Raw genomic sequence first — 23895 nt, forward strand, 5'->3', positions numbered from 1 at the left:
AAGGTTGGTTCAATTCATCCTTTGGGTTTATGAACAAACCTCTGAGACAAATTTCACTTGATCTTTCATGTACAATATTAATATTATTTTTGAATGAATCATCAAAATAACTATTATCAAGTTGACAAATAGGAATTGTATGATATTATTAATTTAATTTTCATCGAAAAAAACACAATTATATACATAAGCTGATCAGATAACTGAAGGCGCATAATGTTCCAATTTGGAACCATTGTGTGCTTTTTTTATATTACGAGTTAATTGGAGTGTTGATATGAATTTAAATAGTTATCGTACGGCGGTACGGTCGATTCTTATTAGTTATCTTTTCGTCCTTGTCGCATTGCCAATAGCAGCTGTTTATGTGAAAGGTTTTTCTTTAGGCTGGGAGCCTTTTTGGAAAGAAATTTCCGGTGTCATTGCCTGGAAAGCGATTCTATTAACCTTTAAGCTTAGTATTTTAACCACCTTGATTCAGGCGGTTATCGGAACCTTTATCGCATTTGTTTTAGTTCGTTATCGTTTTATTGGGCGCAGATTGCTAAACAGCTTGGTTGATCTTCCCTTTTCCTTGCCTACAGCAGTTTCAGGTTTAATGCTACTGACACTGTTAGGTCCGCAAAGCCCAATTGGAAAATGGCTCAATTCCACCGGCATCAATCTGCTTTACAATCAATCCTCAATTGTTATCGGCATGGTTTTTATTACGTTTCCATTTGTAATTCGAACCGTACAGCCGATGATCGAGCAGTTCGATCCGTTTGAAGAAGAGGCAAGTTTTACGCTGGGAGCAGGCAAAGTGTTTACTTTTTTTCACGTACTGCTTCCTTCCATTGTTCCTGGTATTATAGCTGGAAGTATGTTGTCCTTTTCCAGGGCATTGGCAGAATTCGGTGCTATCTCGCTTATTTCTGGTAACATTCCGGGAAAAACACAGGTTGCTTCAGTGTACATTTATGGTGAGATTGAAAACTATAACATTCAGGGCGCGGCCGCTGTTTCTATTGTGCTGATAACCATTTCTTTAGTCGTCTTATGGCTGGTCAATGTATTTCAAAAAAGGAGGGGCACGAAAGCATGAGAAGAATTTTTATTGCTATCACTGTATTTTTGTTTGTTCTGATTCTCATTCTGCCTTTTTCCAGTATTGTATTTGGGGCTTTTTCAACAGGGTTCGGTCCGTTTTTCGAAGCTTTGAAGCGTCCGGAAGCTATTCATGCCTTAACAGTAAGTCTGATTATCGTAATTATAGTCACATTTCTGAATACCGTAATTGGCATTTTGCTTTCACTAGAAATTGTGCGCGGTACCTGGATATCAAAATGGCTTCGTCCCTTGGTCAATACCATCATCGATTTACCGTTTGCCGTTTCTCCCGTAATCGGTGGCTTGATGATTATCCTGCTTTTTGGACCAAATACGCTGTTAGGTGCTTTTTTTGAAAACTCCGGAATGAAAATCGTTTATGCACTTCCCGGTATGGTAATGGCAACGGTTTTTGTCACATTCCCGCTGATGATTCGCGAGATTGTTCCCGTTCTATCGGAACTTGGAGTGACTTCCGAAGAAGCTTCTGCTACTTTGGGTGCCAGTCCAATCCGTACCTTTTTTCGTGTAACTTGGCCTTCCATTCGCTGGGCAGTATATTATGGGCTGGTGCTTACGGTTGCAAGATCAGTCGGTGAATTTGGTGCCGTGCTCGTCGTGTCAGGTAATATCATCAATCAGACACAAACAGCAACCACGTTGGTTTATCAAGACTCCGTCGATTTTCATACGGTTGCAGCTAACAGTGTCGCACTGCTGCTCGGACTCTTTTCCGTCACGGTCCTTCTGTTTTTGGAATGGATGAAAAAAAGAAAGGAAGTTGAATGAATCTTATGGACATTGAAGTGAAAGAGTTAGAAAAACATTTCGGGGAGTTTCAAGCGATACATAAAGCCAGTTTTCGGATTCAAAAAGGACATCTGGTCGGACTATTGGGTCCAAGTGGAGGTGGCAAGACTTCCATTTTACGTATGCTCGCCGGTCTAGAGCAACCGAATTCCGGTGAAATCTTTTTTAATGGCAAGCTAGCCAATTCATTATCCGTACAAGAACGCGGGATTGGATTTGTCTTTCAAAACTACGCCTTGTTCAAGCATATGACAGTCTTTGAAAATATAGCGTATGGGCTGAAGGTAAAAAAGCAGAGAGGTAGTGTAATTAAGGAACGCATTTTCTATCTTCTCAAACTGATGGGACTGGAAGGTACCGAAAACAAATACCCGGACCAACTTTCAGGCGGGCAACGACAACGTGTTGCCTTTGCACGTGCGCTTGCACCAGAACCAAAACTGCTACTACTCGACGAACCGTTTGCCGCAATAGACGCGAAAATTCGTAAGGAGCTACGTCTGTGGCTACGTAATTTGATTAGTGAATTCGGTATCACTACGATTTTTGTGACACATGATCAAGACGAAGCAATCGAGGTTGCGGATCAAATTATTATCGTCCAAAAAGGAACAATTGAGCAGCAGGGCACACCTTGGGAAATATACAATAAGCCGGCTTCGGCATTCGTCGCATCTTTTATCGGCGAATCAAATAAGCTTGATGTTCCAATATTACTTCAAGGTTTTCAAGAATTGTTAGACTATCAGAATGGTGATCAATGGAAATCAGGTGTTCAAGTACTGATTCGTCCGGAAGCGATTGAGGTCCTCCCGGAAAACACATCGTATCTTGCTAGTGCCATGGAGGCAGGCACTGTCACGCATGTGCACTTTCGCGGTGATTCCTGGTATCTGGAAATCAAGCTTGCAAATGACACTAGGTTATTTGCCTTCCAAGCAATCAATCAAAAGGTGTTCCAGCCAGGAGACAAGATTAATATTTTAATTCATCAGCTCTCAGTGTTTACACCTATAGAAACCCGTGTGTTGGAAAATCGATCCAAAATTGATCCAATGCCTGTTTTCATATAAGCAATCATTTATTTATAAGGAGATGAAATGTATGACAAAGAAACAGATTTATTCATTTTTCACAATACTTATTTTACTTGTAGCAGTGGTGCTTTCCGGTTGCTCTTCTTCTAGTAAAACAAATAGTTCTGAAACAGCCGGCACATCGGCTTCTAAAGACAACGGTACCGTCACATTAACTATCGGTGGTTATTCTACAATCAAGGATGAATTTGAAGCGATATTTCCTTTGTTTCAAAAGGAATGGAAGAATAAGACTGGTCAAACTGTGGAATTCAAAGAGTCCTATCAAGCATCTGGAGCGCAGGCTCAGAACATTACAAATGGCTTTGAGGCAGATATCGCCGCTCTTTCACTTGAAGGAGATATCGACAAGATTGTAAAGGCAGGATTGATTACTCACGATTGGAAAAGTGCACCACATAGTGGCATTATTACCAAGTCAATCGCAGCATTCGGAGTACGTGAGGGGAATCCAAAGGGCATTAAGGATTGGTCGGACTTAACGAATCCAGGCGTTCAAGTTTTAGTTCCTAACCCGAAAACTTCTGGTGGCGCCAAATGGGATGTAAATGCCATTTATGGAGCAGGGTTAAAAATATCGGAAGAAAAAACAGGGAAACAAGATCCTGCTGAGGCCAAGGTATTACTTAGTAAAGTATATAAAAATGTAAAATCACTGGATAAAAGTGGCGAGGAATCAATGTCTACATTTGATAAAGGAGTTGGCGACGTCATCATTACTTATGAAAATGAACTGATTGACCGCATCAAAAAGGGAAATAAGTATGAGGAAATCGTGCCTCAATATACGACCTCAATTGAAAATCCAGCTTCTATTGTCGATAAGTATGTTGATAAGCACGGTACCCGAAAAGTTGCTGAAGCATTTTTGGAATTTCTGTGGACACCGGATGCACAAAAGATATTTGTCCAAAGCGGGTTCCGCTCAGTTGATCCAGACGTGGCTAAAGCCAATGCCAACACATACAAACAACCTGCAGGATTATTCGATACTAATTATCTGGGCGGCTGGAGTAAAGTTGGGAAAGACCTTTATGGCGATGGTGGTATTTGGGATCAAGTTGTTGCCGGGAAGTAATGATTACGTTCATAATTCGAATTTCAAAGGGGTTTGCGTTTTTTGTAGGTTATGAATACAAGGAATGTAACGAAGTAAAGAAGTACTGATTTCAGTACTTCTTAATCCCCTTCTTGTTCAGAAAGAGTTTTCCATCCAATTGCAGTAACGTCGTGTTCCAGACTTAACTTACCAACAATTTGTTCTATTAAAAGAGCTTTCGATTTATCACTATGAAGCAATGCTCTTACGGATACTTTGCTTCCGCTTTCGATTTCTTCACTGTACATTTCTTGTAACGCAAGTCCCTCTGATAGTATCATCCGAGACAGTGCCTCTCGAATGCTTGCTTCATGTTCATCTAAGCAGGATATTGTAATTTCATAGAATAGGTTTTCTTGTGAAAGAGCTTTCGATTTTTTATTCATAAATAACGCAACTGGACGGAGGAGGATATTTGCTAACACGACACCTATAGCTCCTATAATACTTACTTTTATAAAACCTGCTCCAACTAACGTTCCTACGGCCGCAGAACACCATAATGTAGCAGCTGTATTTAATCCACGTACAGTAAACCCTTCTCGCATAATAACACCTGCGCCTAAAAAACCGATGCCGCTAACCACTTGGGCGGCAATTCGAGTTTGACTGTTATCTCCTGGTGTCAAAACAGATAAAATGACGAATAAACATGCTCCCAGTGAAACAAGAGCATTTGTACGTATGCCGGCCATACGGTGTCGCCACTGACGTTCTGTACCAATACATGCACCAGTGAGTATAGCTATAAAGAGCCGAATTACCATGTCTTGCCATGGCATATGTATCATCTCCATACTATATTTGTATTATATAAGGAAGATAACATGATTTCTAATCAATACCCGTATTATGAAGGAATCAGTTAGGAAGCGTCAACTGTTTTCAATATTTTACCGGATATATCAAGCAAGAATGAATAATAAATATACTTGTATAATAGGGGGCTTTAATTGACGAATATGTTGAATAGGTATATTATTAAGAGCAAATCGATAGAAAGTGTATCGTACATACAATTTTCAAATATTGAATATGAAATTCTTATCTAGAGAGGTGGAGGGATAGGCCCTGCGAAACCTCAGCAACCCCTAGTACGTATAGGAAGGTGCTAATTCCAACAGAGTAACTTTTGTTTGCTCTGAAAGATAAGAGGTCGAAAATGTTAGCTCGTGGCCTCTTATAAAAGAGGCCACTTTTTATTTTTTACATGTCATTCGTATACCTATAACAGATTAATAGGAGGGAGTTGTTCAATATGGAAAAAGAGACGTTGATGAAGTCACCAGATATTTACGGTAAAATTGTAGCACATTCGAAATTACTAGGATTTCATCAGTCATGTGATACGAAAACAGGATTTTTATTAAAAGGGCTAGCAGCATCAAAAGCACACGGAACATTTTTAGAGCTTGGGACAGGAGCTGGTGCATCTGCAGCTTGGATTGTTGACGGAATGGACCAAGAGAGTACACTTATTTCAGTGGATATTGATCCTGCGCTTCAAAAAATAGCACACACGTATTTAGGAGACGATAAACGCGTTACATTTCGTTGTGAAGATGCAGCTGTCTTTATTCGAAATATGGAGGAGACGTTTGATTTTATTTTTGCAGATACATGGCCAGGAAAATTTGAACTTTTGGATAAGACGTTAGATCATTTAAATGTAGGTGGATTTTACGTCATTCATGATTTACTTCCTGATATGAGCGTGCCCGAGGAGTACCGTGTGAAAGCACCAAAGCTCATACATAAGTTACGTGAAAGAAGTGATTTAGTCATAACAGAAGTAGATTGGGGTACTGGTATTCTTTTAGCGATAAAGACAACTGAATAGATTGTTCTTTGAACAAAAATAGGCGATGCATTCCCCTTCCAAATCTCCGATTTGGTGGGGTTTAGTCGCCCTCTTATCAACTCTTTTCTTTTTTTCCTTGTCCTCGATGTATTTCTTTATGACATCAATGGTTGCCCCGCCTGTCGATAACACCATGTAACTTTGACTCCAAAAATAAGGTTTCCAGTAAAATTTCTGCAAGTGTTCAGCAAACTCCTTACGGATTAAACGTGAAGTGCCGGTTTTATAGCTATTAATCATTTTAGATAATTGGATTTGAGGGGGAGCATCAAATGATAAATGGATATGGTCGGCTTCTCCATTCATCTCAATCTTATATCATCAACGATACTTGTCACCAAATCATTCAATTTGCCAAAGAGCATAACGCTGATGTTATTGTGTTGGAGTACCTTAAAAAAATGAGAATCCCGAAGGGATTCTATGGAGCCAAGCGTTTACGATTTACATTACGTTACTGGCGCAAAACTGCTATCCAAAACAAGGTAACTGAAATGGCACACTATGTTGGTCTCCGTATTTCCCATATTGTCGCCCGCAATACAAGTGCTTTGGCTTTTGATGGAAGTGGATTTGTCACCCGTAACCCGAAGAAGGATATGGCTACTTTTACAACAGGCAAAGTGTATCATGCTGACCTATCTGCTTCTTACAACATTGGAGCAAGATACTTTATTCGAGAACTCCTTAAACCCTTTTCAGAAATGGAGAGGTTGTCCGTTCAGGCAAAAGTTCCTGAATTGGCAAAAAGAACAAATCAGACCTTATCTTCACTCATTAGTCTTTACTTGGCATTAGAGCCAACAGCGTTGACTCACAGCGAGGTTTAGATCGTATCTAAGATAAGAGAAGCACCTTCCAAGTGCAGTAACATTTGGTGGGTGAGGTTCACTATGTAATGCATCTAACTTAATGTTATTTACACGAACAAAAGGCTGGAAATAAAATAATCCCTCCATATATAGAAGGGATTATTTTATTAAGATTGTTTTATAGATTTCCGATAACGGTATTGTAACCATTGATATCGAATAAAGCAACCAATACAAAAACCAAGAATTGCTACAAATGCAGCAATAGCAACCATTATTGTAAAGATATATGCTACAAGCGTCCAGTTTGCAAGATAACTAATTAGTCCACCAGCTAAGCATGCAATTGCAATAATTTGATTGAATTGTTGTTGATCCCAATCTTCAAGAGCATATTCGGACGGTTTTTTTCTTAAAAATAATTTTGCCAAACGCATTACCGGATTAAACTGAAAGAATAGACCCATAAGACCTGCAACTAACGGGAATGCCAGCAACCATGCTTCACCAGAAATCCATGTCGCTACTACGCTTATTACGATAAACCATTGATTCGTTCTAACTAGAGGACGAGGAATAGACCGAACTGTTTGTGACATTTTATTCATACCTTTCATATAGGGAATATATGAATTTTACATCTTTTTTTATGATTTGTGAAGTGTTTTGTTTTTTTGTATGTCGGATTTTATAAATCAAATTCTATCCTGTTTCATGATGAGTGAAAATCGTTACTTTTGCTTAATCCCAGTAGCGCTTTTTCTGCTAAAGTTGCGAAATAATGGGCAGTGATAGATAGAGCACGTTCATCTAAAGTGAAAGAGGGATGATGCCATTCTTCGGTACCAGACGTCCCCATAAAAACGAAAAAGCCTGGAACCTCCCTTTGGTAGTAGGCAAAGTCTTCTCCTGCCATTGAGGGCTGCGGATCTACAATAGAAAGTCCATTTAAAGTTGCTGCATTTTGGCATAATTCCGTAAGTAGAGAATCATTTTGAATAGACGGCGGTCCTGGATACCAATGTAATGATGCTATCCCTCCCAAGGCAGATGCAACTCCCTGTATAATTTGACGAATTTTCTCAGGAATGGTGTTGCGTACATCGTCTTGAAAGGTTCGAACAGTACCTTCTAATGTAACAGTTCCGGGAATTACATTCCATGTGTTTCTTGCATGGAGGTTTGTTACACTTATTACTGCACTATGAAGGGGATTTATACTTCGACTGACGATGGATTGCAAAGCTAAAATGATGTGAGATGCTGTCACAATTGGATCGATTCCTCTATGCGGAGCAGCTGCATGAGTTCCTTTTCCATCAATTTGAATTTCAAATCGGTCTACACTGGCCATTAGCGGTCCTTCTGTAATCCCAATTGTACCTACAGAGAGATCTGGCTTGTTATGCAAACCAAAAATAGCAGTTACATCGTTTAGTAGTCCTGCCTTTATGACATCTTTAGCCCCACTGCTATTTTCTTCTGCAGCTTGGAAGATGAATCGTACGGTACCTTTAAGATGCGTTTCTTTCTGCTTTAATAAATAAGCAGCACCTAGGATGGAAGCGGTATGAAAATCATGACCGCAGGCGTGCATTTTACCAAGGTTTTTTGAAGCGTAAGGGAGATTTGTTTCTTCAGTAATCGGCAATGCATCAATATCTGCACGAAGAGCAATAACTGGTCCGTTTCCCTTGATTTCTGCTATAACACCTGTCTCGAGCGAAGATGGCAATATAGATATATCTGCATCTTCTAGTAGTTCTCTAATGTATACTGACGTTTGAAATTCTTGCCGCGATAGTTCAGGGTATTCATGTAAATGTCGTCGGATTTCCACTAGTTTATTTTGCAAATGAGGAACCATGGTTTGAAAATTCGTTTTAGTCATATATAATCCGTCCTTTCACTTTGGATAATCCTCACATAACTATTAAACCATTTGTACGAGAATTTATTTCCTTATAAAAATAAGGCACCTATCCATTTTGTAAGTCGGTAGGTGCCTTTGGTAATCCAATCAGCATTTATAAAAGTATATACATAATAAACTCATAATTCTTATAAGTCAAGATGGATTTATACTTATATAGTATTCTAATAGAAAAAATGAGTGATATGGAAAATAGCATTGACAACTTATCTAAATCAATTTATATTGTATTCAATGATTAAAACCAATTAAATTGATAGGTAATATATATTATGATTTAAATCACAGTTTACATTTTTAATATAAAGCTAGATTTCGCGTAACTCGAAACATACAGAATGCTGATTGGAAAACCAAAGGCGCCTGTTTATCAGGGGTCTTTTTGATTTTTTTTCGCTGGCAGTAGGTAAGGAGTAATTACTTCATTTTAGAGGAAACTGGTTTTTTAATAATAAATGCGTAGGAGGATTTCAAATGGGTAATATCATTTTAATTTCTGGTGGGGTATCAAAAAATTCGAGAACGGCAAGGGTGATTCATCATATCGCATCCTTTATTGAGGAGCGTGGAGGAAGTTCGCAAACTTTCGAGGTAACTGATTTTCGCGCTGAAGATGTTTTATTTGCAAATTTTGAAAGTTCAGCCATTCAAGAATTTGCTACGACAGTACTAAATTCGAGTGCAGTTATTATTGCAACACCAGTTTATAAGGCGACCTATACGGGAGCATTAAAGGCGTTGTTAGATTTATTACCGCAAAATAGTTTAAAGGGAAAAGTAGTTATCCCCATTGCAATAGGTGGTACCCTTAATCATGTTCTTAGTATTGAATATGGCTTAAAACCTTTAATAGGAGTGCTGGGTGGTGAGCATGTGCTTGCTGGAACGTTTATTTTAGATGAATACGTATCTGCAGATGGATCGATAACGGATTCATATACAGCAGAACGTTTATATAAGTCAGTAGAAGAACTATTATTATCTAGTAATAATCTCGTTCTAAAAAAGTGAATAACTTAACTTTAAATTTTAGGAGATAGTTTCTTTTGAAATAGGTCAGATAGTAAGTATATACATTAAGAAATAAGCTAATATTTTTCATAGAGAACAAGGAACGATTCTACTAGGATCGCTTCTTGTTTTTATTTTGCAAATGGAAGCAATGTATGTACTTTTACATATAAAAAAACAAATAATAAAGAATCATTTACAAACTATTTACGTAACTCTGTTTAAAATTAATATTTGTTTAATATCCCATTTACTTTGTTTGTTTAGTATTTTAGTTGTTAAACAAACAAAAACAAAAACAAAACAAAAATGGGAGGCACGTTCCGATGAATTTCAAATCTTTACTTAAGATTGGAACAGCAGGGGCACTATCTATATCATTACTGGTTGCATGTTCAACAAAGCAAGCTGAACCTGCAAAAACAACAGACACAAAGGTTTCTTTGGAAGACATTACAAAGAAGGCAAAAGTAGAAGGTACGGTTACTTCAATTGGTATGCCTGATTCTTGGGCAAACTGGAAAGGTACTTGGGACGATTTGCAAACGAAATACAGTATCAAACATACTGACACGGATATGTCGAGTGCAGAAGAACTTGCAAAGTTTGAATCTGAAAAGGATAATGCCACAGCTGATATCGGAGACGTTGGTATCGCATTTGGGCCATTAGCAAAACAAAAGGGATTAACACAACCTTATAAACCATCTCACTGGGATGAAATTCCTTCTTGGGCTAAAGATGAAAACGGAGATTGGGCAGTCGCTTATACAGGTTCAATCGCATTTATTACAGATAAAACAAAAGTAAAAAATCCTCCTAAATCATGGAAAGATCTTGAAAATGGTGATTATAAAGTAACAATTGGAGATGTACTAAAGGCTAACCAAGCGCAATTTGCCGTATTAGCAGCAGCATTTGCAAATGGCGGAGATGAAACGAATATTAAACCGGGTATTGATTTCTTTGCTAAGCTAGCAAAACAAGGACGCCTTAAAACAACGGATCCGAAAGTAAACACGCTAGAAAAAGGTGAAGATGCAGTATCTATCGTTTGGGATTTCAACGGATTAAACTATCGTGACCAAATCGACAAAAACCGCTTTGATGTAGTGATTCCGCAAGAAGCTTCCGTTATTTCTGGTTACACAACAATCATTAACAAGTATGCAAAACATCCAAACGCAGCAAAACTTGCTCGTGAATATATATTCTCTGATGAAGGTCAAGCAAATCTTGCACGCGGATATGCACGTCCAATTCGTGAAAATGTAAAATTACCAGAAGATGCAAAGGCAAAACTTCTTCCAAACGAAATGTATAAAAACGTAAAACCTATTAAAGACTTTAAGGCTTGGGAACAAACGACTAAAACATTAATGCAATCTTGGCAAGAACAGGTGTTAATTAATGTCAAATAAACTCATATTTATCATGCTAGACGGTCTGCGCTATGATACAGCCGTCTCTCAAATGGGATATGTACATCATCTCGTTGAAAAAGGATTAGCTGCAAGATATAAAGTGGAATCAGAATTACCAAGTCTTTCTCGTCCACTTTACGAAGTGCTACTAACAGGTACACCAGCATACAAAAATGGTATTACTACGAATCAAACTGTTCGGTTGTCACATGAAGAAAGCTTGTTTCATTTGACAAAGAAAAACGGCTTGAAAAACGCATCAGCATCGTATTATTGGGTGAGTGAGCTTTATAATAAAGCACCTTTTAATCCAGCAACAGACAGAATACAACTAGATAGTGAGAATCCTATTGAACACGGTATTTTCTACTGGGAGGATCATTATCCAGATTCTCATCTTTTCGCTGATGCCAATTATTTATTGCAAGCCTATCATCCGGATTTTTTGTATGTACATTCAATGAATATTGATGATGACGGACATAAATATACGGCTGATTCGAAGGGGTATCGAAATCGGGCTATTGCAACTGATATTCTTTTAGCAAGTATTTTGCCAAGTTGGATGGAAGCCGGTTATCAAATTATTATTACAGCTGATCATGGAATGAATGATGATGGGCAGCATGGAGGAACGACATATGCAGATCGGGATGTTCCCTTGTTCATCATAAGTGACCGTGTACAAGCAGGAGTCCATGATGAAGTGATTCCGCAATTACAAATTGCGCCGCTTGCGTGTGAATTATTATCAATCCAACCATCAGCAGCTATGCAGCATTTATCTATTCCTTTCGTTAACGAAACATCATTCATCGAAGATTAGACAAACATATTCGTTTATGCTCGAACCGATATGAGAATGTGAAAATAAGGGTTAAGTAAGATGCAAGAATGAGTTCATTTCGTGAGGTGACGCAAAAAGAGATATGTTTATCTCTTTTCACGTCACCTTATTCTTTATAAATGTGTATGTTCAAAGTTTGTACTCGTTGAAGGGAGTTTTTATATTGAAGCGAATCAATGGAATGCTCGTGTATAGTATCATTCCGTTTTTTATTTTCGTTATTCTCTTTTTATTGATTCCACTTTGCTTTATGCTCTATGGAAGTTTTCAAGAGGATGGAGGCACAGGGTTCACATTGAAGCAATACGAGGAAATATTTAAGAATCCGTACTATCATCAAGCCTTTCAAAATAGTATTCTTATTTCTTTCTCGTCTAGTTTGATTGCAATTATAATAGCCGTATTTGCAGCATACTCGATTACACGTTTTTCCAAAACGATACAAGATCGAATTTTAATATTTGCTAACCTAACATCCAATTTTGCTGGTATTCCATTAGCTTTTGCTTTTATCGTATTGTTAGGAAATAGCGGTTTGTTTACGATTCTTTTTGAAAAATTAGGGCTTTCTGTATTTCAATCGTTTAATTTATATTCCTGGACTGGGTTAGTGCTCATTTACGTTTACTTCCAATTGCCGCTAGCTGTAATGTTGCTTTATCCAGTATATCAAGGAATTCAAACGCAATGGAAGGAAGCGGCATCCTTATTAGGGGCTTCTACGTTTCAATTTTGGCTTCGTATTGGAGTTCCTATTATGCTCCCAAGTCTAGCAGGAACATTCAGTATTTTATTTGCTAACGCAATGGGTGCCTATGCATCGGCCTATGCACTTACTGGAAGCACGTACAATCTAGTAACGATTCGTATCGGCGCACTTACAACTGGGGATATTTTTGCACAACCAGAGCTCGGAAGTGCCATTGCTTGTATTCTTGGTTTAACACTTGTCATAGCGATGGTGATCAATGAATGGCTAACTGGTAAAGTACGGAGGGATTTATCATGAAACGTTCTGGCTTTCACTATGTATCGATTGGAATTGTCTTTCTCTATTTAGTTGTTCCTCTCCTTGCTACTCTGGCCTATTCCTTTGCAACGCAGTGGCATAAAACCGTTTTGCCGGAGGGATTTACATTTGAGTGGTATGTAGCCTTATTCAATGATCCGCGATTTATTAATTCGCTTGTTCGGTCTCTTCTTGTCACTGTAGGAACAACAATTCTTGCACTTGTCATTATGGTTCCGGCTGTTTTTTCAATCGTTTTATATGCACCAAAATTGGAAAAATTCATCCAAGCTATAATTGTAATGACGTATGCAATGCCAGGGGTTATTATAGCCGTTGGGTTGATTCGTGCTTATTCTGGAAGCGGAATTTCTATGGTATTTGTTACAATTGGTGCTTACTTTGTAAGTATTCTACCTTATATGTATCAAGGTACACGAAATAGTCTTCGAAATGTTAATGCAGCAACGTTAATGGAGTCCGCACAAATTTTAGGAGCGAGTCAATTTACTGCATTTAGAAAGGTAGTTTTACCAAATATCACTTCAGGAGTTCTCGTTTCATCTTTGCTTTCTTTTTCCATTTTATTTGGAGAGTTCGTACTTATTAACATGTTAGCCGGAGGAAATTTTGAAACAGTCCAAATTTATTTATATAAAAAACTAAATGAAAGTGGACATTTAGCAAGTGCTATTGTCGTTTGTTACTTCCTCTTAATCTGTATTCTCTCTATTGTTATTGTTAAAATGATTCGAACAAAAAAGGAGACCTTCTAATATGGGATATGTAACGATTGAAAAGGTTAGTAAGTCCTTTCAACATCAAACTGTACTTCATGAATTACAGCTTACTATAAATAAAGGGGAATTCGTGACTCTCTTAGGACCAAGTGGCTGCGGGAAAAGTACACTGCTGCGAATCGTGGCAGGGTTAACAAATCCTGAACAAGGTATAATTAAAATAGATGGACAAGATGTAACGAATGTCGTGGCTAAAGATCGTCAAGTTGGTATGGTCTTTCAATCCTATGCACTATTTCCTAATATGACAGTGGAAGAAAACATAGCATTTGGACTTACTATGAAAAAATTTAGTAAACAAGCAATTCAAGAAAAAGTAGCAAGTATAATTAAACTCGTAGGCTTATCAGAAAAAGAAAAAGCATATCCACGTGAATTATCAGGTGGTCAACAACAACGTGTAGCATTAGCACGTTCACTCGTAACGGAACCGAAAGTGCTCCTTCTTGATGAACCGCTAAGTGCACTTGATGCGCAAATTCGAAAAAATTTACAAAAACAACTTCGTATGATTCAACAAAAGCTAAATATGACAATGATTCTTGTTACGCATGATCAAGAAGAAGCAATGGCAGTTAGTGATCGTATTTATATATTAAACGCTGGACATATTGCTCAAAGTGGAACACCACATGAAATTTATACGCATCCTGCAAATGAATTTGTTGCGAGATTTATTGGAAATTATAACGTTTTAGAAAAGAAACAAATGGTACAGTTAATTGGGGAGAAAAAAGAGCTTACTACGAATCTGTATGCCATTCGACCTGAAGCATTTTCTACTTTACAGGTAGAAAATAGCTATGAGTTGTCAGGAAAGGTGTTAAGAACGATGATGTTAGGGAAAGTGATTCGCTATGAGATGGATTGCTTCGGAATTCCAGTAGTGGTGGAGCAATTGCATCATTCATCAGGACATATCCAAATGAATGAAACGATGAAAGTGTATCTTAGAAAACAGGATGTGATTGCACTGCAATGAATGTAATGTTTACAGAACGCCACCAATATATAATTGCAAAACTTTCGAAAGAGAAGAAAGTGTTTGTAACCACACTTGCCAAGGAATTAGGAGTAACACCTGAAACGATTCGTCGTGATTTAGATATTTTAGAAAGTGAAAAAAAACTGCAACGGATACATGGAGGTGCAGTCAAATATCATCAAACGAACAACGAACCTCATTTTGTAAAAAAGATGAATTTATATGCCAATGAAAAAAAAGCTATTGGTGAAAAAACTGCGGAGTTTATTAAAGATGGAGACACTGTGATGATTGACGTAGGAACGACTACAATCCATCTTGCTAGTAGCATAAGCGGAGTTAGAGGAGTTACAATCGTAACGAATTCGTTAGCTGCGGCACAAGAGCTAAACAACCGACTAGAAAATAAAGAATTTGAAGGAAAAGTTATTGTTCTAGGTGGCGTAACAAATCCAGAACAAAAATCGATTGTTGGTGCACTAACATGTAAATTTTTAGAGAATTTCCGCTTTGATAAAGTATTTTTATCATGTGGAGGTATTTCGATTGACAGCGTGAGTGACTATGATTGTGAGGAATGTGTAGTTTCGTCAGTTATGGTGGAACGAGCTAATCAAGTATTTCTCATGGCTGATTCTTCTAAACTGGAAAATGAAGCTTTTTATTCAATATGTTCGTTATCCAAAGTGGATTATATTATTTGTGATCAAGCTATGCCAAAAGAATGGAAGAACCGTCAGCTAGATACAATGCTGCGGTGGGTTATTGCAGAGATCGGTGCAGAATATGAAGGTTGACTATCATTTATATTTAAGCGTTAGCAACATTTGAGAAAATGAAGAGAATGATGAAACCATTGGGATAATGAAAATAGTCTGATAAGAGACTAGCAGTATTAAATAATATACGTTTAAATTTGTTTAGTTTTAGCAATAATAATGACTCGAAATGAAGGGATTTTTACTTTGTTTTATTTCTTTTTTTTTATTAATCTGTTATAATTAAATAAATTATTTTTGTTCGGTATATTGTTTAAAGAGTGTTTGTTATAACATCGTCTTGAAAGAGTATGAAGAGCAAGAATGGTAAAACAATGTGGGCAATCCACGCAGGAGGAAAAGATTATGTTACAAGGTAAAGTAAAATGGTTTAATGCAGAAAAAGGTTTTGGTTTCATCGAAGTTGAAGGTCAAGACGATGTATTCGTTCATTTCTCTGCAATTCAAGGAGAAGGCTTCAAAACTTTAGAAGAAGGCCAAACTGTTTCTTTTGAAATCGTTCAAGGCGCTCGTGGACCACAAGCAGCTAACGTTACAAAATAATTGTAACATCCAAAAAGCTGACTACAAACTATGTTTGTAGTCAGCTTTTTTGTGCAGAAATTATGTAAATCTTCCCCACAGTCTAAGGGCTCATGCAGCTATATATGTAAATCCCTTACCACATAGTACAAATTTTTTTCTATTTCAAAAAACTCACATGATTTCTTCGCATTTTCAACACATTTTTTTGGTATCTTACATTGTAACGTGAGAAATGTGAGATTTATCATTTTCTGCTTGAGAGGAATGTGGAAATGAAAGCGGTTAAATCTATACTAATCTTGGTAATATTACTATTTTTCTTTCCTTTTCAAAGTACGGCATGGGCACAATCATTACAATCTCGAATCGATGAGGCGCCAGAAAATAGTGTGATTCACGTAGATGGTGTATATAACGAAGCCATTATTATAGAAAAGCCCATTTCGTTAGAAGGAACTGCGGATACAAAGATCGTTTCTTGCACAGATACACCTTCGTTAGTTGTAAAAGGAAAAGGGGTGGCAGTGAAAAATATAACTGTTGAGAAATGTGAAGGTGGTCAAGATGTACCTGCAATATATGTGACTGGTAATGGGCATATGTTGAATTCTATCCATGTACGTGCTATGCAGACGGGCATTCAATTAGATAAAGCGTCTCACATTACGATAATCAATAGCTTAGTGGATGGCAGTGGTCAAAAAAACGGGATTGATCTCTGGGAGTCCAAGGATAATTTGATTTCAAACACGGGTATCACACATGCTAGAGATGGCATCTATTTAGAAAATAGTAATCATAATGTCATTGAGCGTAATTCGATTGAACAATCTAGATATGGAATGCACCTTATGTTTTCAGATGATGTGGTGCTTAACGCAAACCATTCCGAGCATAATGTTACTGGTGCGATGGTAATGGAAGCAAATCGTACGACCATATCCAATAATACCTTTTCGTACAATTCGAATAATGTAAATGCTCAAGGGTTACTTTTGTATGATGCAAATCGTACAAACATTTTTCAAAATACGATTTCATATAACAGAGTCGGAATTTATGTTGAAAAATCGGAACAAAATAAATTGTATACCAATATGGTGCAAGGAAATTTTGTTGGAATTCAGTTAAAGAATGCAAACAACCAAGCTGTCCAACAAAATGATTTTATTGGAAATGTAGTTGAAGCACAAGCTGTAAATAGTTCAAACAATCAATTTGCTACAAACTTTTGGGATTCATCCGTAAAACTTGATACGACAGGTAAAGGAATTAGTATCATTCCATATAGAATGGACCCATTTTTTCTAACATTAACGAGTAATATACCGGAATATCGGGTGTTTTTTCAAGCACCAGGGATGTTTTTATTACAAAAACTATTAAAAAGTCCAGATACAGCAGTGTTAACAGATTGGAATCCTGTTGTTCAACGTTCGTTGAAACAGGAAAATCGGTCTCAGCCAGTCACATATCTAGTACTAATAAGTGTGGTCATGGTAGCTCTAAGTGTACTTTTATTTCTAATTGGGAGGAAACGAATATGAAAAAAGGGTTTGTATCAACTGTATTAGTATTGGTTATCATTACAATTTTAGCGGCATGTGGAAAACAGGCAGTGAATCCGGTAGCAGTTGACGAAAAAAATGATAAATGTGCAACATGCAATATGGCTGTAACGAACAATCAATATGCGACGGAAGTGGTTTTAGAAAATGGAAAAGCACTTAAATTTGATGATATTGGCTGTATGTATAAATGGTTACAAGAAAATAGCGGTGAAAAGCTTCAAGCAAAATTTGTACGCGATTATAATACAAAAGAATGGGTGCCATCTGAGAAAGCAACCTATGTGTATGAAACATCTATTAAAACACCAATGGCATACAATGTTATTTCATTTCAAAATAAATCCGACGCTGAATCGTATGTGAAAAATCAAAAGGGATCAGTACTGTCATATGAAGATTTAAATAATCATAAGTGGGAAATGAATAAAGAAATGATGAAAATGATGAAGGATAATAAAGCCATGAATCCTACTAATTAAGAAGAAAAAATCGTTTTTTCTCTAGGGGGCATGCTTTATGTGGCATATTTGGCGCACGGAATGGCGCATTTCGATGAGACAACGTTCGTTCTATGCATTTTTCATATTGTGGGTCGTTGTGAATTCTTTGTTATTCCAACTTGTGAAGAATGTTTCTTCCTTATCATCTTATACAAATGTAACAGGGACTACAGTCAATCTTGTCCTGTATATGATTCCACTTTTTATGCTTATCATCGGGTCATTTACAATAGCAAATGAAATGGAAAATGGTCAATGGAAGTTGCTTTGCACATATCCAATTTCATCCTTCTCCTATGTGATAGGAAAATACGGGGGACAGGCTACAGCTCAGCTCATTTTATTTACAATGAGCTTTGGTACAAGCATGTTGATTGGGTTATTGTTTGGTATTCCGCTTTCTTTGGAGTGGACAGTAGCATTGTTTATCTTCAGTGTATGGCTCTTATTACTTTTCCTTTTACTTGGCGTTAGTGTAGGGGCGTTGGTACACACTAGGTGGCAGGCACTTGTTTCGTCAGTTATAGTTTGGTTTTTACTTATTATTATGTGGCCATCTATGATTATTGCAATTCTTTCATTTGTTCCTTATACTTGGATTTCCCCTATACTAAAGAGTATTTTATTTTTCAATCCTGCCGAATTATTGAGGGTTGTATTCATAGTCACATTAAATGGGGGCTCTGTTTTTGGTCAAACCTATGACACTCTTATTGTATCGCTTAGTACACCATTTGGCTGGACGTTATTACTGGTGTACACGATTATTTTTTCATTGCTATGCCTTCTGGTTGCCTCATGGAAGCTTGAGAGGGGGAGATGGCAATGACAGTACTAGAAATAACTAATATTTCTAAGATGTATAAGCAAACGACAGTTTTTCACCCATTTTCTTTAAAAGTTGAAGAAGGTACCACTATTGCACTATGTGGAGGAAATGGAGCTGGAAAAAGCACATGTTTACAAATGCTTGCGGGCTTAGCTTTACCATCTACAGGTTCAATTCATTTATATGATATGGATGTGAGCAAACAGAGAAAACAATATGTTTCTCACATTGGATATATGCCAGACGATTTTTCTGCACAAGAAATGCTAAGTGTAGAAGAATTTCTAAATTTTTATGCGCATTTTCGGCAAGTAAAACGGGAAGAAGTCGATGAATTGATTGAAAAGATTGACTTGGTAAAACAAAAGAACATGCAAATTAAACAGCTATCAAAAGGAATGAGACAGCGTCTATTACTGGGGCAAGCATATATAGGAAACCCAACTCTTCTTCTATTAGATGAACCAACAAATGGGCTTGATCCATATTGGATTCGTATGTTCATGAAGCTTATAAAAGAAAGAAATCAAATTACTATTTTTTCGACTCATATGATGGACGTAGCGGCAGAATTGGCTGATATCATTTTGTTTTTGAATGAAGGTAAAGTCACCCATCAATTTTTTCATAGTGACGATAAGGAGCAAATGACATTACAGTTATTAAAGCTTTATCGAAGCTAGAATAGCAGTACAGCCGGAAAAATGAATTACTATTATTTCCGGTTGTATGTATGGGTAATCCAATGAAACATTTTTTGTAACGTTTCATTGCGAACATCTGGCGGTAGGTGATGTCCGTAGCCTTTCAGTGGTAACAGTTCTACTTCTGCCTTATTGTCTTTTAAAGCTTCATACATGGCTTGACCATGACTATAATCAACTTGGACATCATTTGTTCCATGTATAATTAGAACGGGACAATGGATATCATGTGTCATATGAATAGGAGATCGTTGTTGATAAGCAGCTGGATTTCTTGCAGGAGTCCCATGTAAGACTCGTTTTAACATTCTTCTTAGTTCAATCCGTTCTTCATATGTTTTTGTAACGTCAGATACACCACCCCAAAGTATGAGTGATTGTATATTTCCGAGTTCAGCCGCTGCTTGCGTTGCATTAATCGATCCTCGGGAAAATCCTAGAATAGAAATGTTTCCATTACAAAAGGGGAGTTGCTCTAGCAATTCATAGGCTGCAGCTACATCGTGCTTGTCTGCTCCTCCGAATTCATCTCGTCCTTCTCCGCCTTCATTTCCTTGGTAAGCAGGAGCAAATACTACATAGCCAAAATTCGTATATTCCTCAATCCAACTCGTACGAACTTTCCCCACTTTCCATATGCCACCTCTGCAATAAATAAGTCCAGGCAGTTGGTAGGACATGATGTTCTTTGTTGGTCGTTGTAAGGAACAAGTAAGTTTTGTAATGGGAAGTGTATGTTCTCCGTATAGGATTCTTATTTCGTTTTGTATATGTGAAAGGGGAAGGTCGTATTCATTTGGAATTCCTAAGTACCCTTTTATCTTTAATCCATTTGAAATATAAGTAACATGGTAAATCATTGTATCCATCTCCAATAAATTGAATTGCTATATCAAAAACAATAACGCTAGTGAATAGTAATCGCAAGATATATGCATGATTTGGGGAAGAAACGGATTGGTCTACGTCTCTTAAAAAGGTATTTTGATTTTGTTAGAGATAATCTATTAAATGTAAAGTAGTGGTAGTTAAGAGTGAAAAAACATTTTACCTATATCTATTGTGTATTCGAATGAAATTTATTATTAATTAACTACAAAATAGATTAAGTATAGAGTATGATTATAGAGTACTAGGAAGTTACAAACAGGGGGATTAAAAGATGATTAGCTTGAAAAAAGTAGGAATGCTTGCAATCCTGTGTATGGGTGTTTTCTCAGTCGCTGTAGGTTGTTCTTCTAATCAAAAAACAGCAGCTGCTGCAAGTGAAACGAAAACACAAACGGTTCAGGAACTTGCTACAATTCCTACATCGAGTTCTTTGAAGGAAGAACCGGTGCAATTTAATGGTCAAATTCGAAAAGTAGCATACTTAACTTTTGATGATGGCCCAGGTAAATTTACAGCCCAAGTATTGGACATTTTGAAACAAAACAATATTAAGGCAACTTTTTTCCTAATTGGTTCTCATGCTGAGCAGTACAAAGATCTTGTGCAAAGAGAAGTAAAAGAAGGAAATTATGTGGGCATGCATAGTATGTCGCATGATTATAAAAAGTTGTATGTTCAAGGCGATTTTGTTAATGAAATGGAAGAAGATCAACAACTAATTAAAAAAATCTCTGGGGTGGAATCTCATTTAGTACGTCCACCATATGGATCTATGCCTGGTTTAAATCAACAATTGCGTGATAAAGTGGCGGATGCTCATTTAAAGATTTGGGATTGGACGATTGATTCTTTGGACTGGAAATATAATAAAGTACCCGCGGATAAATCAGTTCCTGCTATTGTACAAAATGTTGTATCGCAAGCTAAAGGAAATCGTGAAGTTATTCTTATGCATGATATTCATCAACAATCTTTAGATGCGCTTCCTGCAGTTATTAAGGCGGTTAAAGACAAGGGCTATGAATTTGAAGTGTATAGTGATCAAGAACATTTCAGCCTGAATTTTTGGCACGACAATCGGTTATAAAAAGACACTTCTATTATACTTCCTCCAAAAAAGGCCTTTACAAAAAGTAAAGGCCTTTTTTGGGTATATTTGTTATGGACTATCATCAAATTAAGTTTACCTTATTCGTGAACTAGTTTTCTGCAATTAGTATGGTTAGTTGGAGTATTCTTCATAGAAATCAGAGAGCCATTTAGATAACATTCTATCATTTCATCCAAACGTCGTATGGCACTAAGTGCCTTTTCTTGAGAAATTCTGCGATAATGATGGTTTCCACCTAGCTCTTCATCCATTTCATCTGCTGTTTTTACAATTTGCTGTAGTGTGCTTCTTTGTATAATAGCGCCGGGTAAGTATGAATCGGTATGAAGTAATATAGCGAGTGAAATTTCTTTCGCATCTTTTGGATTTTCTCCTAAACGAATAAGTAGTTTATGTGCACGTTCAGCGCCTTTAATCGCATGAATATCGTTCTTCTTATATAAATCATAGTCCCATTTACCATTATTGTACCAAGTATAATGTCCGATATCATGTAAGAATCCTGCTTTTGTAGCTAAATCTACAGAAATGTTATGTTCCTTTGCTAAGTGAAACGCATGATAGGCAACAGATAAGGCATGCACCATACCGGATCGATTTACATACTTCTGGACAATACGATGACTATATAATTGTTCTAACGTTACGTTACGCATATCATTCGCTCTCCTTTGCTACATAATTTTTCCCCTTATTTTATTCATGTTTATTTTCCCGCATATTTCCGAAAAATTAGTTAGAATTCGTTAATATATTCAGAACATTGTACTGTATTACAGCTGTTTCGTAAAGTATTTTCATTCCATTTTCCTTATTTAAAACTGGAAAAAGTATGTATGTTTCGATGAAAGTAAAACGTGGCAATAAAGGAAGACAAAGATTTGCCTATAACAGTTCGAATTTGTTTGTATAGTATTTGCAGATTGGTGAAAACTAACGTGGATAACTGTGAAGGAGAGTGCTTGAATGAAAATTTTATCTTCAATACTTGTTTTGCTGATTATGCTGTTTGGCGGGCAAGACTTTGCACATGCTAATGAAATGAAACCGGAAAAAGTTCTTACAGCTGAGCAGAAAAAAGAGATTGCATCGTTGCAACGTGATATTTTAACAAAAAGGAAAGAAATCATATCCAAGTATGTAAAGTATGGAGTGATTACAAAGGAAAAGGGCGATGCAATGATTGTTCATTTACAAGAACACTACGATACTCTTGAGAAAAATGGTTTTATTCATAAAAGAGATAAACACCATCAACATATAAAAGAGAATACCCCATAAAGAAAGAGGTTTGTTTCAAGAAGGACACTGAAAAAATTCATTTAGTGCCCTTTTTTCATGGATGTGCAAGATTTTTCTCCCTTATTCTAAGAGTTCTACCATTTGCTTTAATAAGAAAACAGGTATCGTTCTCTGTATGTATGAGAACGATACCTGTTCATCTGTATGGGACCTTTTTAATGCTCTCATTTCGAGAGCACTTTTTCCTGGCTTTTCCTTACTTAATACTGATCAGCATGGAGTTCTTGCCCTAACAAATAAGTTAAAAATCTTCCTACTTCCTTTGTATCTTCAGGGTGTACACCGAGCTTAGGTGCCCAATAGCTCGTATTCGGTATATCGTCATCACACAACAGAGCCATACGTTCACTTTGAAGAGAGACGACCATTGCTTTCCCTAAAAACTTCACAGAATAGATGATAGTTAAGTCATAGCGATGATTACCAGCTGAAATACAGTAGTAATGAATGTTTTGCCGTTCATTTTCTTCTGACAAGATATCAAAGTTCATTCTTACCACTCCTTTTTAATTGTCTCTTGCGTAATAGGCTGCTGAAGATTCCATAATTTGTGTACGATTGTTAAAAATATGGCGACTTGTACACATTATTACGTAATTTTATAAATTCGCCATAGAGTATAGTATATTCCTTCTATGTCACAAAAATGTTACTTTTGGACTCAGGGAACGGGCCAAAAAAAAAGGGAACTTATTTACGAAGAGACAGAAATAGTTCTTCCTATGCTAGGTATATAATTGTGTATACATAGGGATTGATTTCAGCATCATTATTTAAATAAAGAGCAGCTTTCTTCTTAAAGGGATTATCAACAATTACTACATCGAATCAGTCCGGTTTCGCTTAATAGTAAGCACATTGTGCAGATGAGATAACCACCTCCAATAATTAGAACATCGCATGTAA

The 23895-nt window shown here is 37.0% G+C and carries 27 protein-coding genes and 1 riboswitch; of the genes, 20 read left to right on the forward strand and 7 right to left on the reverse strand.

Features of this window, described 5'->3' with window-relative positions; genetic code table 11:
• The first annotated feature begins 277 nt into the window (after positions 1-277).
• The 4 genes from cysT to ACAN53_RS05050 are packed head-to-tail and all read left to right on the forward strand — an operon-like array spanning position 278 to position 4074.
• Positions 278-1084, forward strand: a complete 807-nt coding sequence (gene cysT / locus ACAN53_RS05035; protein WP_379967845.1) for a sulfate ABC transporter permease subunit CysT — start codon at positions 278-280, stop codon at positions 1082-1084.
• On the forward strand, positions 1081-1878 hold the full coding sequence (locus ACAN53_RS05040; RefSeq protein WP_379967847.1) for a sulfate ABC transporter permease subunit: 798 nt from the start codon (positions 1081-1083) through the stop codon (positions 1876-1878). The genes cysT and ACAN53_RS05040 overlap by 4 nt, the downstream gene beginning before the upstream one ends.
• A gap of 5 nt (positions 1879-1883) precedes the next feature.
• Positions 1884-2972 (forward strand): sulfate/molybdate ABC transporter ATP-binding protein, encoded by a 1089-nt coding sequence (locus tag ACAN53_RS05045; protein ID WP_379970263.1) that lies wholly within the window; start codon positions 1884-1886, stop codon positions 2970-2972.
• A 31-nt stretch (positions 2973-3003) separates the two neighbouring features.
• Positions 3004-4074 (forward strand): sulfate ABC transporter substrate-binding protein, encoded by a 1071-nt coding sequence (locus ACAN53_RS05050; protein ID WP_379967849.1) that lies wholly within the window; start codon positions 3004-3006, stop codon positions 4072-4074.
• Positions 4075-4175: 101 nt separating this feature from the next.
• On the opposite strand, the gene ACAN53_RS05055 is transcribed toward ACAN53_RS05050, so the two are convergent.
• Positions 4176-4877, reverse strand: coding sequence for an MgtC/SapB family protein (locus ACAN53_RS05055; protein WP_379967851.1), 702 nt, complete (start codon positions 4875-4877; stop codon positions 4176-4178).
• Between the two features lie 259 nt (positions 4878-5136).
• Positions 5137-5250, forward strand: a riboswitch (SAM riboswitch).
• Between the two features lie 103 nt (positions 5251-5353).
• Between ACAN53_RS05055 and ACAN53_RS05060 the strand changes: the two genes are divergently transcribed.
• Positions 5354-5935: an O-methyltransferase gene (locus ACAN53_RS05060; RefSeq protein ID WP_379967853.1), complete on the forward strand. Its 582-nt coding sequence runs from the start codon at positions 5354-5356 to the stop codon at positions 5933-5935.
• On the opposite strand, the gene tnpA is transcribed toward ACAN53_RS05060, so the two are convergent.
• On the reverse strand, positions 5912-6262 hold the full coding sequence (tnpA, locus tag ACAN53_RS05065; protein WP_379967855.1) for an IS200/IS605 family transposase: 351 nt from the start codon (positions 6260-6262) through the stop codon (positions 5912-5914). The genes ACAN53_RS05060 and tnpA overlap by 24 nt on opposite strands.
• Between tnpA and ACAN53_RS05070 the strand changes: the two genes are divergently transcribed.
• Positions 6229-6786, forward strand: a complete 558-nt coding sequence (locus ACAN53_RS05070; RefSeq protein ID WP_379967857.1) for a hypothetical protein — start codon at positions 6229-6231, stop codon at positions 6784-6786. The two genes, tnpA and ACAN53_RS05070, sit on opposite strands and share 34 nt — an antisense overlap.
• A gap of 149 nt (positions 6787-6935) precedes the next feature.
• Here ACAN53_RS05070 and ACAN53_RS05075 read toward each other — a convergent pair whose 3' ends face one another.
• Positions 6936-7367, reverse strand: coding sequence for a DUF4395 domain-containing protein (locus tag ACAN53_RS05075; RefSeq protein WP_379967859.1), 432 nt, complete (start codon positions 7365-7367; stop codon positions 6936-6938).
• Positions 7368-7480: 113 nt separating this feature from the next.
• On the reverse strand, positions 7481-8659 hold the full coding sequence (locus ACAN53_RS05080) for a M20 peptidase aminoacylase family protein (protein ID WP_379967861.1): 1179 nt from the start codon (positions 8657-8659) through the stop codon (positions 7481-7483).
• Positions 8660-9175: 516 nt separating this feature from the next.
• On the opposite strand from ACAN53_RS05080, the gene ssuE reads away from it, so the two are divergent.
• The 12 genes from ssuE to ACAN53_RS05140 all read left to right on the forward strand — a co-directional run bounded on the left by ssuE (position 9176) and on the right by ACAN53_RS05140 (position 19664).
• Positions 9176-9712 carry an NADPH-dependent FMN reductase gene (gene ssuE, locus ACAN53_RS05085; protein ID WP_379967863.1) on the forward strand — a complete coding sequence of 179 codons (537 nt, stop codon included), beginning with the start codon at positions 9176-9178 and terminating at the stop codon, positions 9710-9712.
• 326 nt (positions 9713-10038) lie between these two features.
• Entirely contained in the window at positions 10039-11133 is a 1095-nt protein-coding gene (locus ACAN53_RS05090; RefSeq protein WP_379967865.1) for an ABC transporter substrate-binding protein, read from the forward strand.
• A complete protein-coding gene (locus ACAN53_RS05095; RefSeq protein WP_379967867.1) occupies positions 11123-11962 on the forward strand; it encodes an alkaline phosphatase family protein in 840 nt (279 codons plus the stop codon). Before ACAN53_RS05090 ends, ACAN53_RS05095 begins: the two co-directional genes overlap by 11 nt.
• Positions 11963-12146: 184 nt before the next feature.
• Positions 12147-12992 carry an ABC transporter permease gene (locus ACAN53_RS05100; RefSeq protein ID WP_379967869.1) on the forward strand — a complete coding sequence of 282 codons (846 nt, stop codon included), beginning with the start codon at positions 12147-12149 and terminating at the stop codon, positions 12990-12992.
• The gene (locus tag ACAN53_RS05105) at positions 12989-13768 is read left to right on the forward strand and encodes an ABC transporter permease (protein ID WP_379967871.1); all 780 of its coding nucleotides are present in this window, start codon (positions 12989-12991) and stop codon (positions 13766-13768) included. The genes ACAN53_RS05100 and ACAN53_RS05105 overlap by 4 nt, the downstream gene beginning before the upstream one ends.
• A gap of 1 nt (position 13769) precedes the next feature.
• On the forward strand, positions 13770-14774 hold the full coding sequence (locus ACAN53_RS05110) for an ABC transporter ATP-binding protein (RefSeq protein ID WP_379967873.1): 1005 nt from the start codon (positions 13770-13772) through the stop codon (positions 14772-14774).
• Complete coding sequence (locus ACAN53_RS05115; protein WP_379967875.1) at positions 14771-15574, forward strand: DeoR/GlpR family DNA-binding transcription regulator; 804 nt, start codon at positions 14771-14773, stop codon at positions 15572-15574. The genes ACAN53_RS05110 and ACAN53_RS05115 overlap by 4 nt, the downstream gene beginning before the upstream one ends.
• A 327-nt stretch (positions 15575-15901) precedes the next feature.
• Positions 15902-16099, forward strand: a complete 198-nt coding sequence (locus tag ACAN53_RS05120) for a cold-shock protein (RefSeq protein WP_379967877.1) — start codon at positions 15902-15904, stop codon at positions 16097-16099.
• A 254-nt stretch (positions 16100-16353) separates the two neighbouring features.
• Positions 16354-17628, forward strand: coding sequence for a right-handed parallel beta-helix repeat-containing protein (locus ACAN53_RS05125; protein WP_379967879.1), 1275 nt, complete (start codon positions 16354-16356; stop codon positions 17626-17628).
• Positions 17625-18131 carry a nitrous oxide reductase accessory protein NosL gene (locus ACAN53_RS05130; protein WP_379967881.1) on the forward strand — a complete coding sequence of 169 codons (507 nt, stop codon included), beginning with the start codon at positions 17625-17627 and terminating at the stop codon, positions 18129-18131. Before ACAN53_RS05125 ends, ACAN53_RS05130 begins: the two co-directional genes overlap by 4 nt.
• 37 nt (positions 18132-18168) lie before the next feature.
• Positions 18169-18981, forward strand: a complete 813-nt coding sequence (locus ACAN53_RS05135; RefSeq protein WP_379967883.1) for an ABC transporter permease — start codon at positions 18169-18171, stop codon at positions 18979-18981.
• Entirely contained in the window at positions 18978-19664 is a 687-nt protein-coding gene (locus ACAN53_RS05140; protein ID WP_379967885.1) for an ABC transporter ATP-binding protein, read from the forward strand. The genes ACAN53_RS05135 and ACAN53_RS05140 overlap by 4 nt, the downstream gene beginning before the upstream one ends.
• Positions 19665-19696: 32 nt before the next feature.
• On the opposite strand, the gene ACAN53_RS05145 is transcribed toward ACAN53_RS05140, so the two are convergent.
• Positions 19697-20545 (reverse strand): alpha/beta hydrolase family protein, encoded by an 849-nt coding sequence (locus ACAN53_RS05145; protein WP_379967887.1) that lies wholly within the window; start codon positions 20543-20545, stop codon positions 19697-19699.
• A 302-nt stretch (positions 20546-20847) separates the two neighbouring features.
• Here ACAN53_RS05145 and ACAN53_RS05150 point away from each other — a divergent pair, with 302 nt between their 5' ends.
• The gene (locus tag ACAN53_RS05150) at positions 20848-21663 is read left to right on the forward strand and encodes a polysaccharide deacetylase family protein (RefSeq protein WP_379967889.1); all 816 of its coding nucleotides are present in this window, start codon (positions 20848-20850) and stop codon (positions 21661-21663) included.
• A 101-nt stretch (positions 21664-21764) separates the two neighbouring features.
• Here the strand turns inward: ACAN53_RS05150 and ACAN53_RS05155 are convergent, their stop codons facing one another.
• Positions 21765-22343, reverse strand: a complete 579-nt coding sequence (locus tag ACAN53_RS05155; RefSeq protein WP_379967891.1) for an HD domain-containing protein — start codon at positions 22341-22343, stop codon at positions 21765-21767.
• A gap of 310 nt (positions 22344-22653) precedes the next feature.
• On the opposite strand from ACAN53_RS05155, the gene ACAN53_RS05160 reads away from it, so the two are divergent.
• Complete coding sequence (locus ACAN53_RS05160; RefSeq protein WP_379967893.1) at positions 22654-22968, forward strand: YckD family protein; 315 nt, start codon at positions 22654-22656, stop codon at positions 22966-22968.
• Positions 22969-23189: 221 nt separating this feature from the next.
• Here the strand turns inward: ACAN53_RS05160 and ACAN53_RS05165 are convergent, their stop codons facing one another.
• The gene (locus tag ACAN53_RS05165) at positions 23190-23480 is read right to left on the reverse strand and encodes an SAV0927 family protein (protein WP_379967895.1); all 291 of its coding nucleotides are present in this window, start codon (positions 23478-23480) and stop codon (positions 23190-23192) included.
• Positions 23481-23895: the final 415 nt, after the last annotated feature.

The sequence above is a fragment of the Ectobacillus soli genome (assembly GCF_042610425.1).
Lineage (GTDB): Bacteria > Bacillota > Bacilli > Bacillales > Bacillaceae_G > Ectobacillus.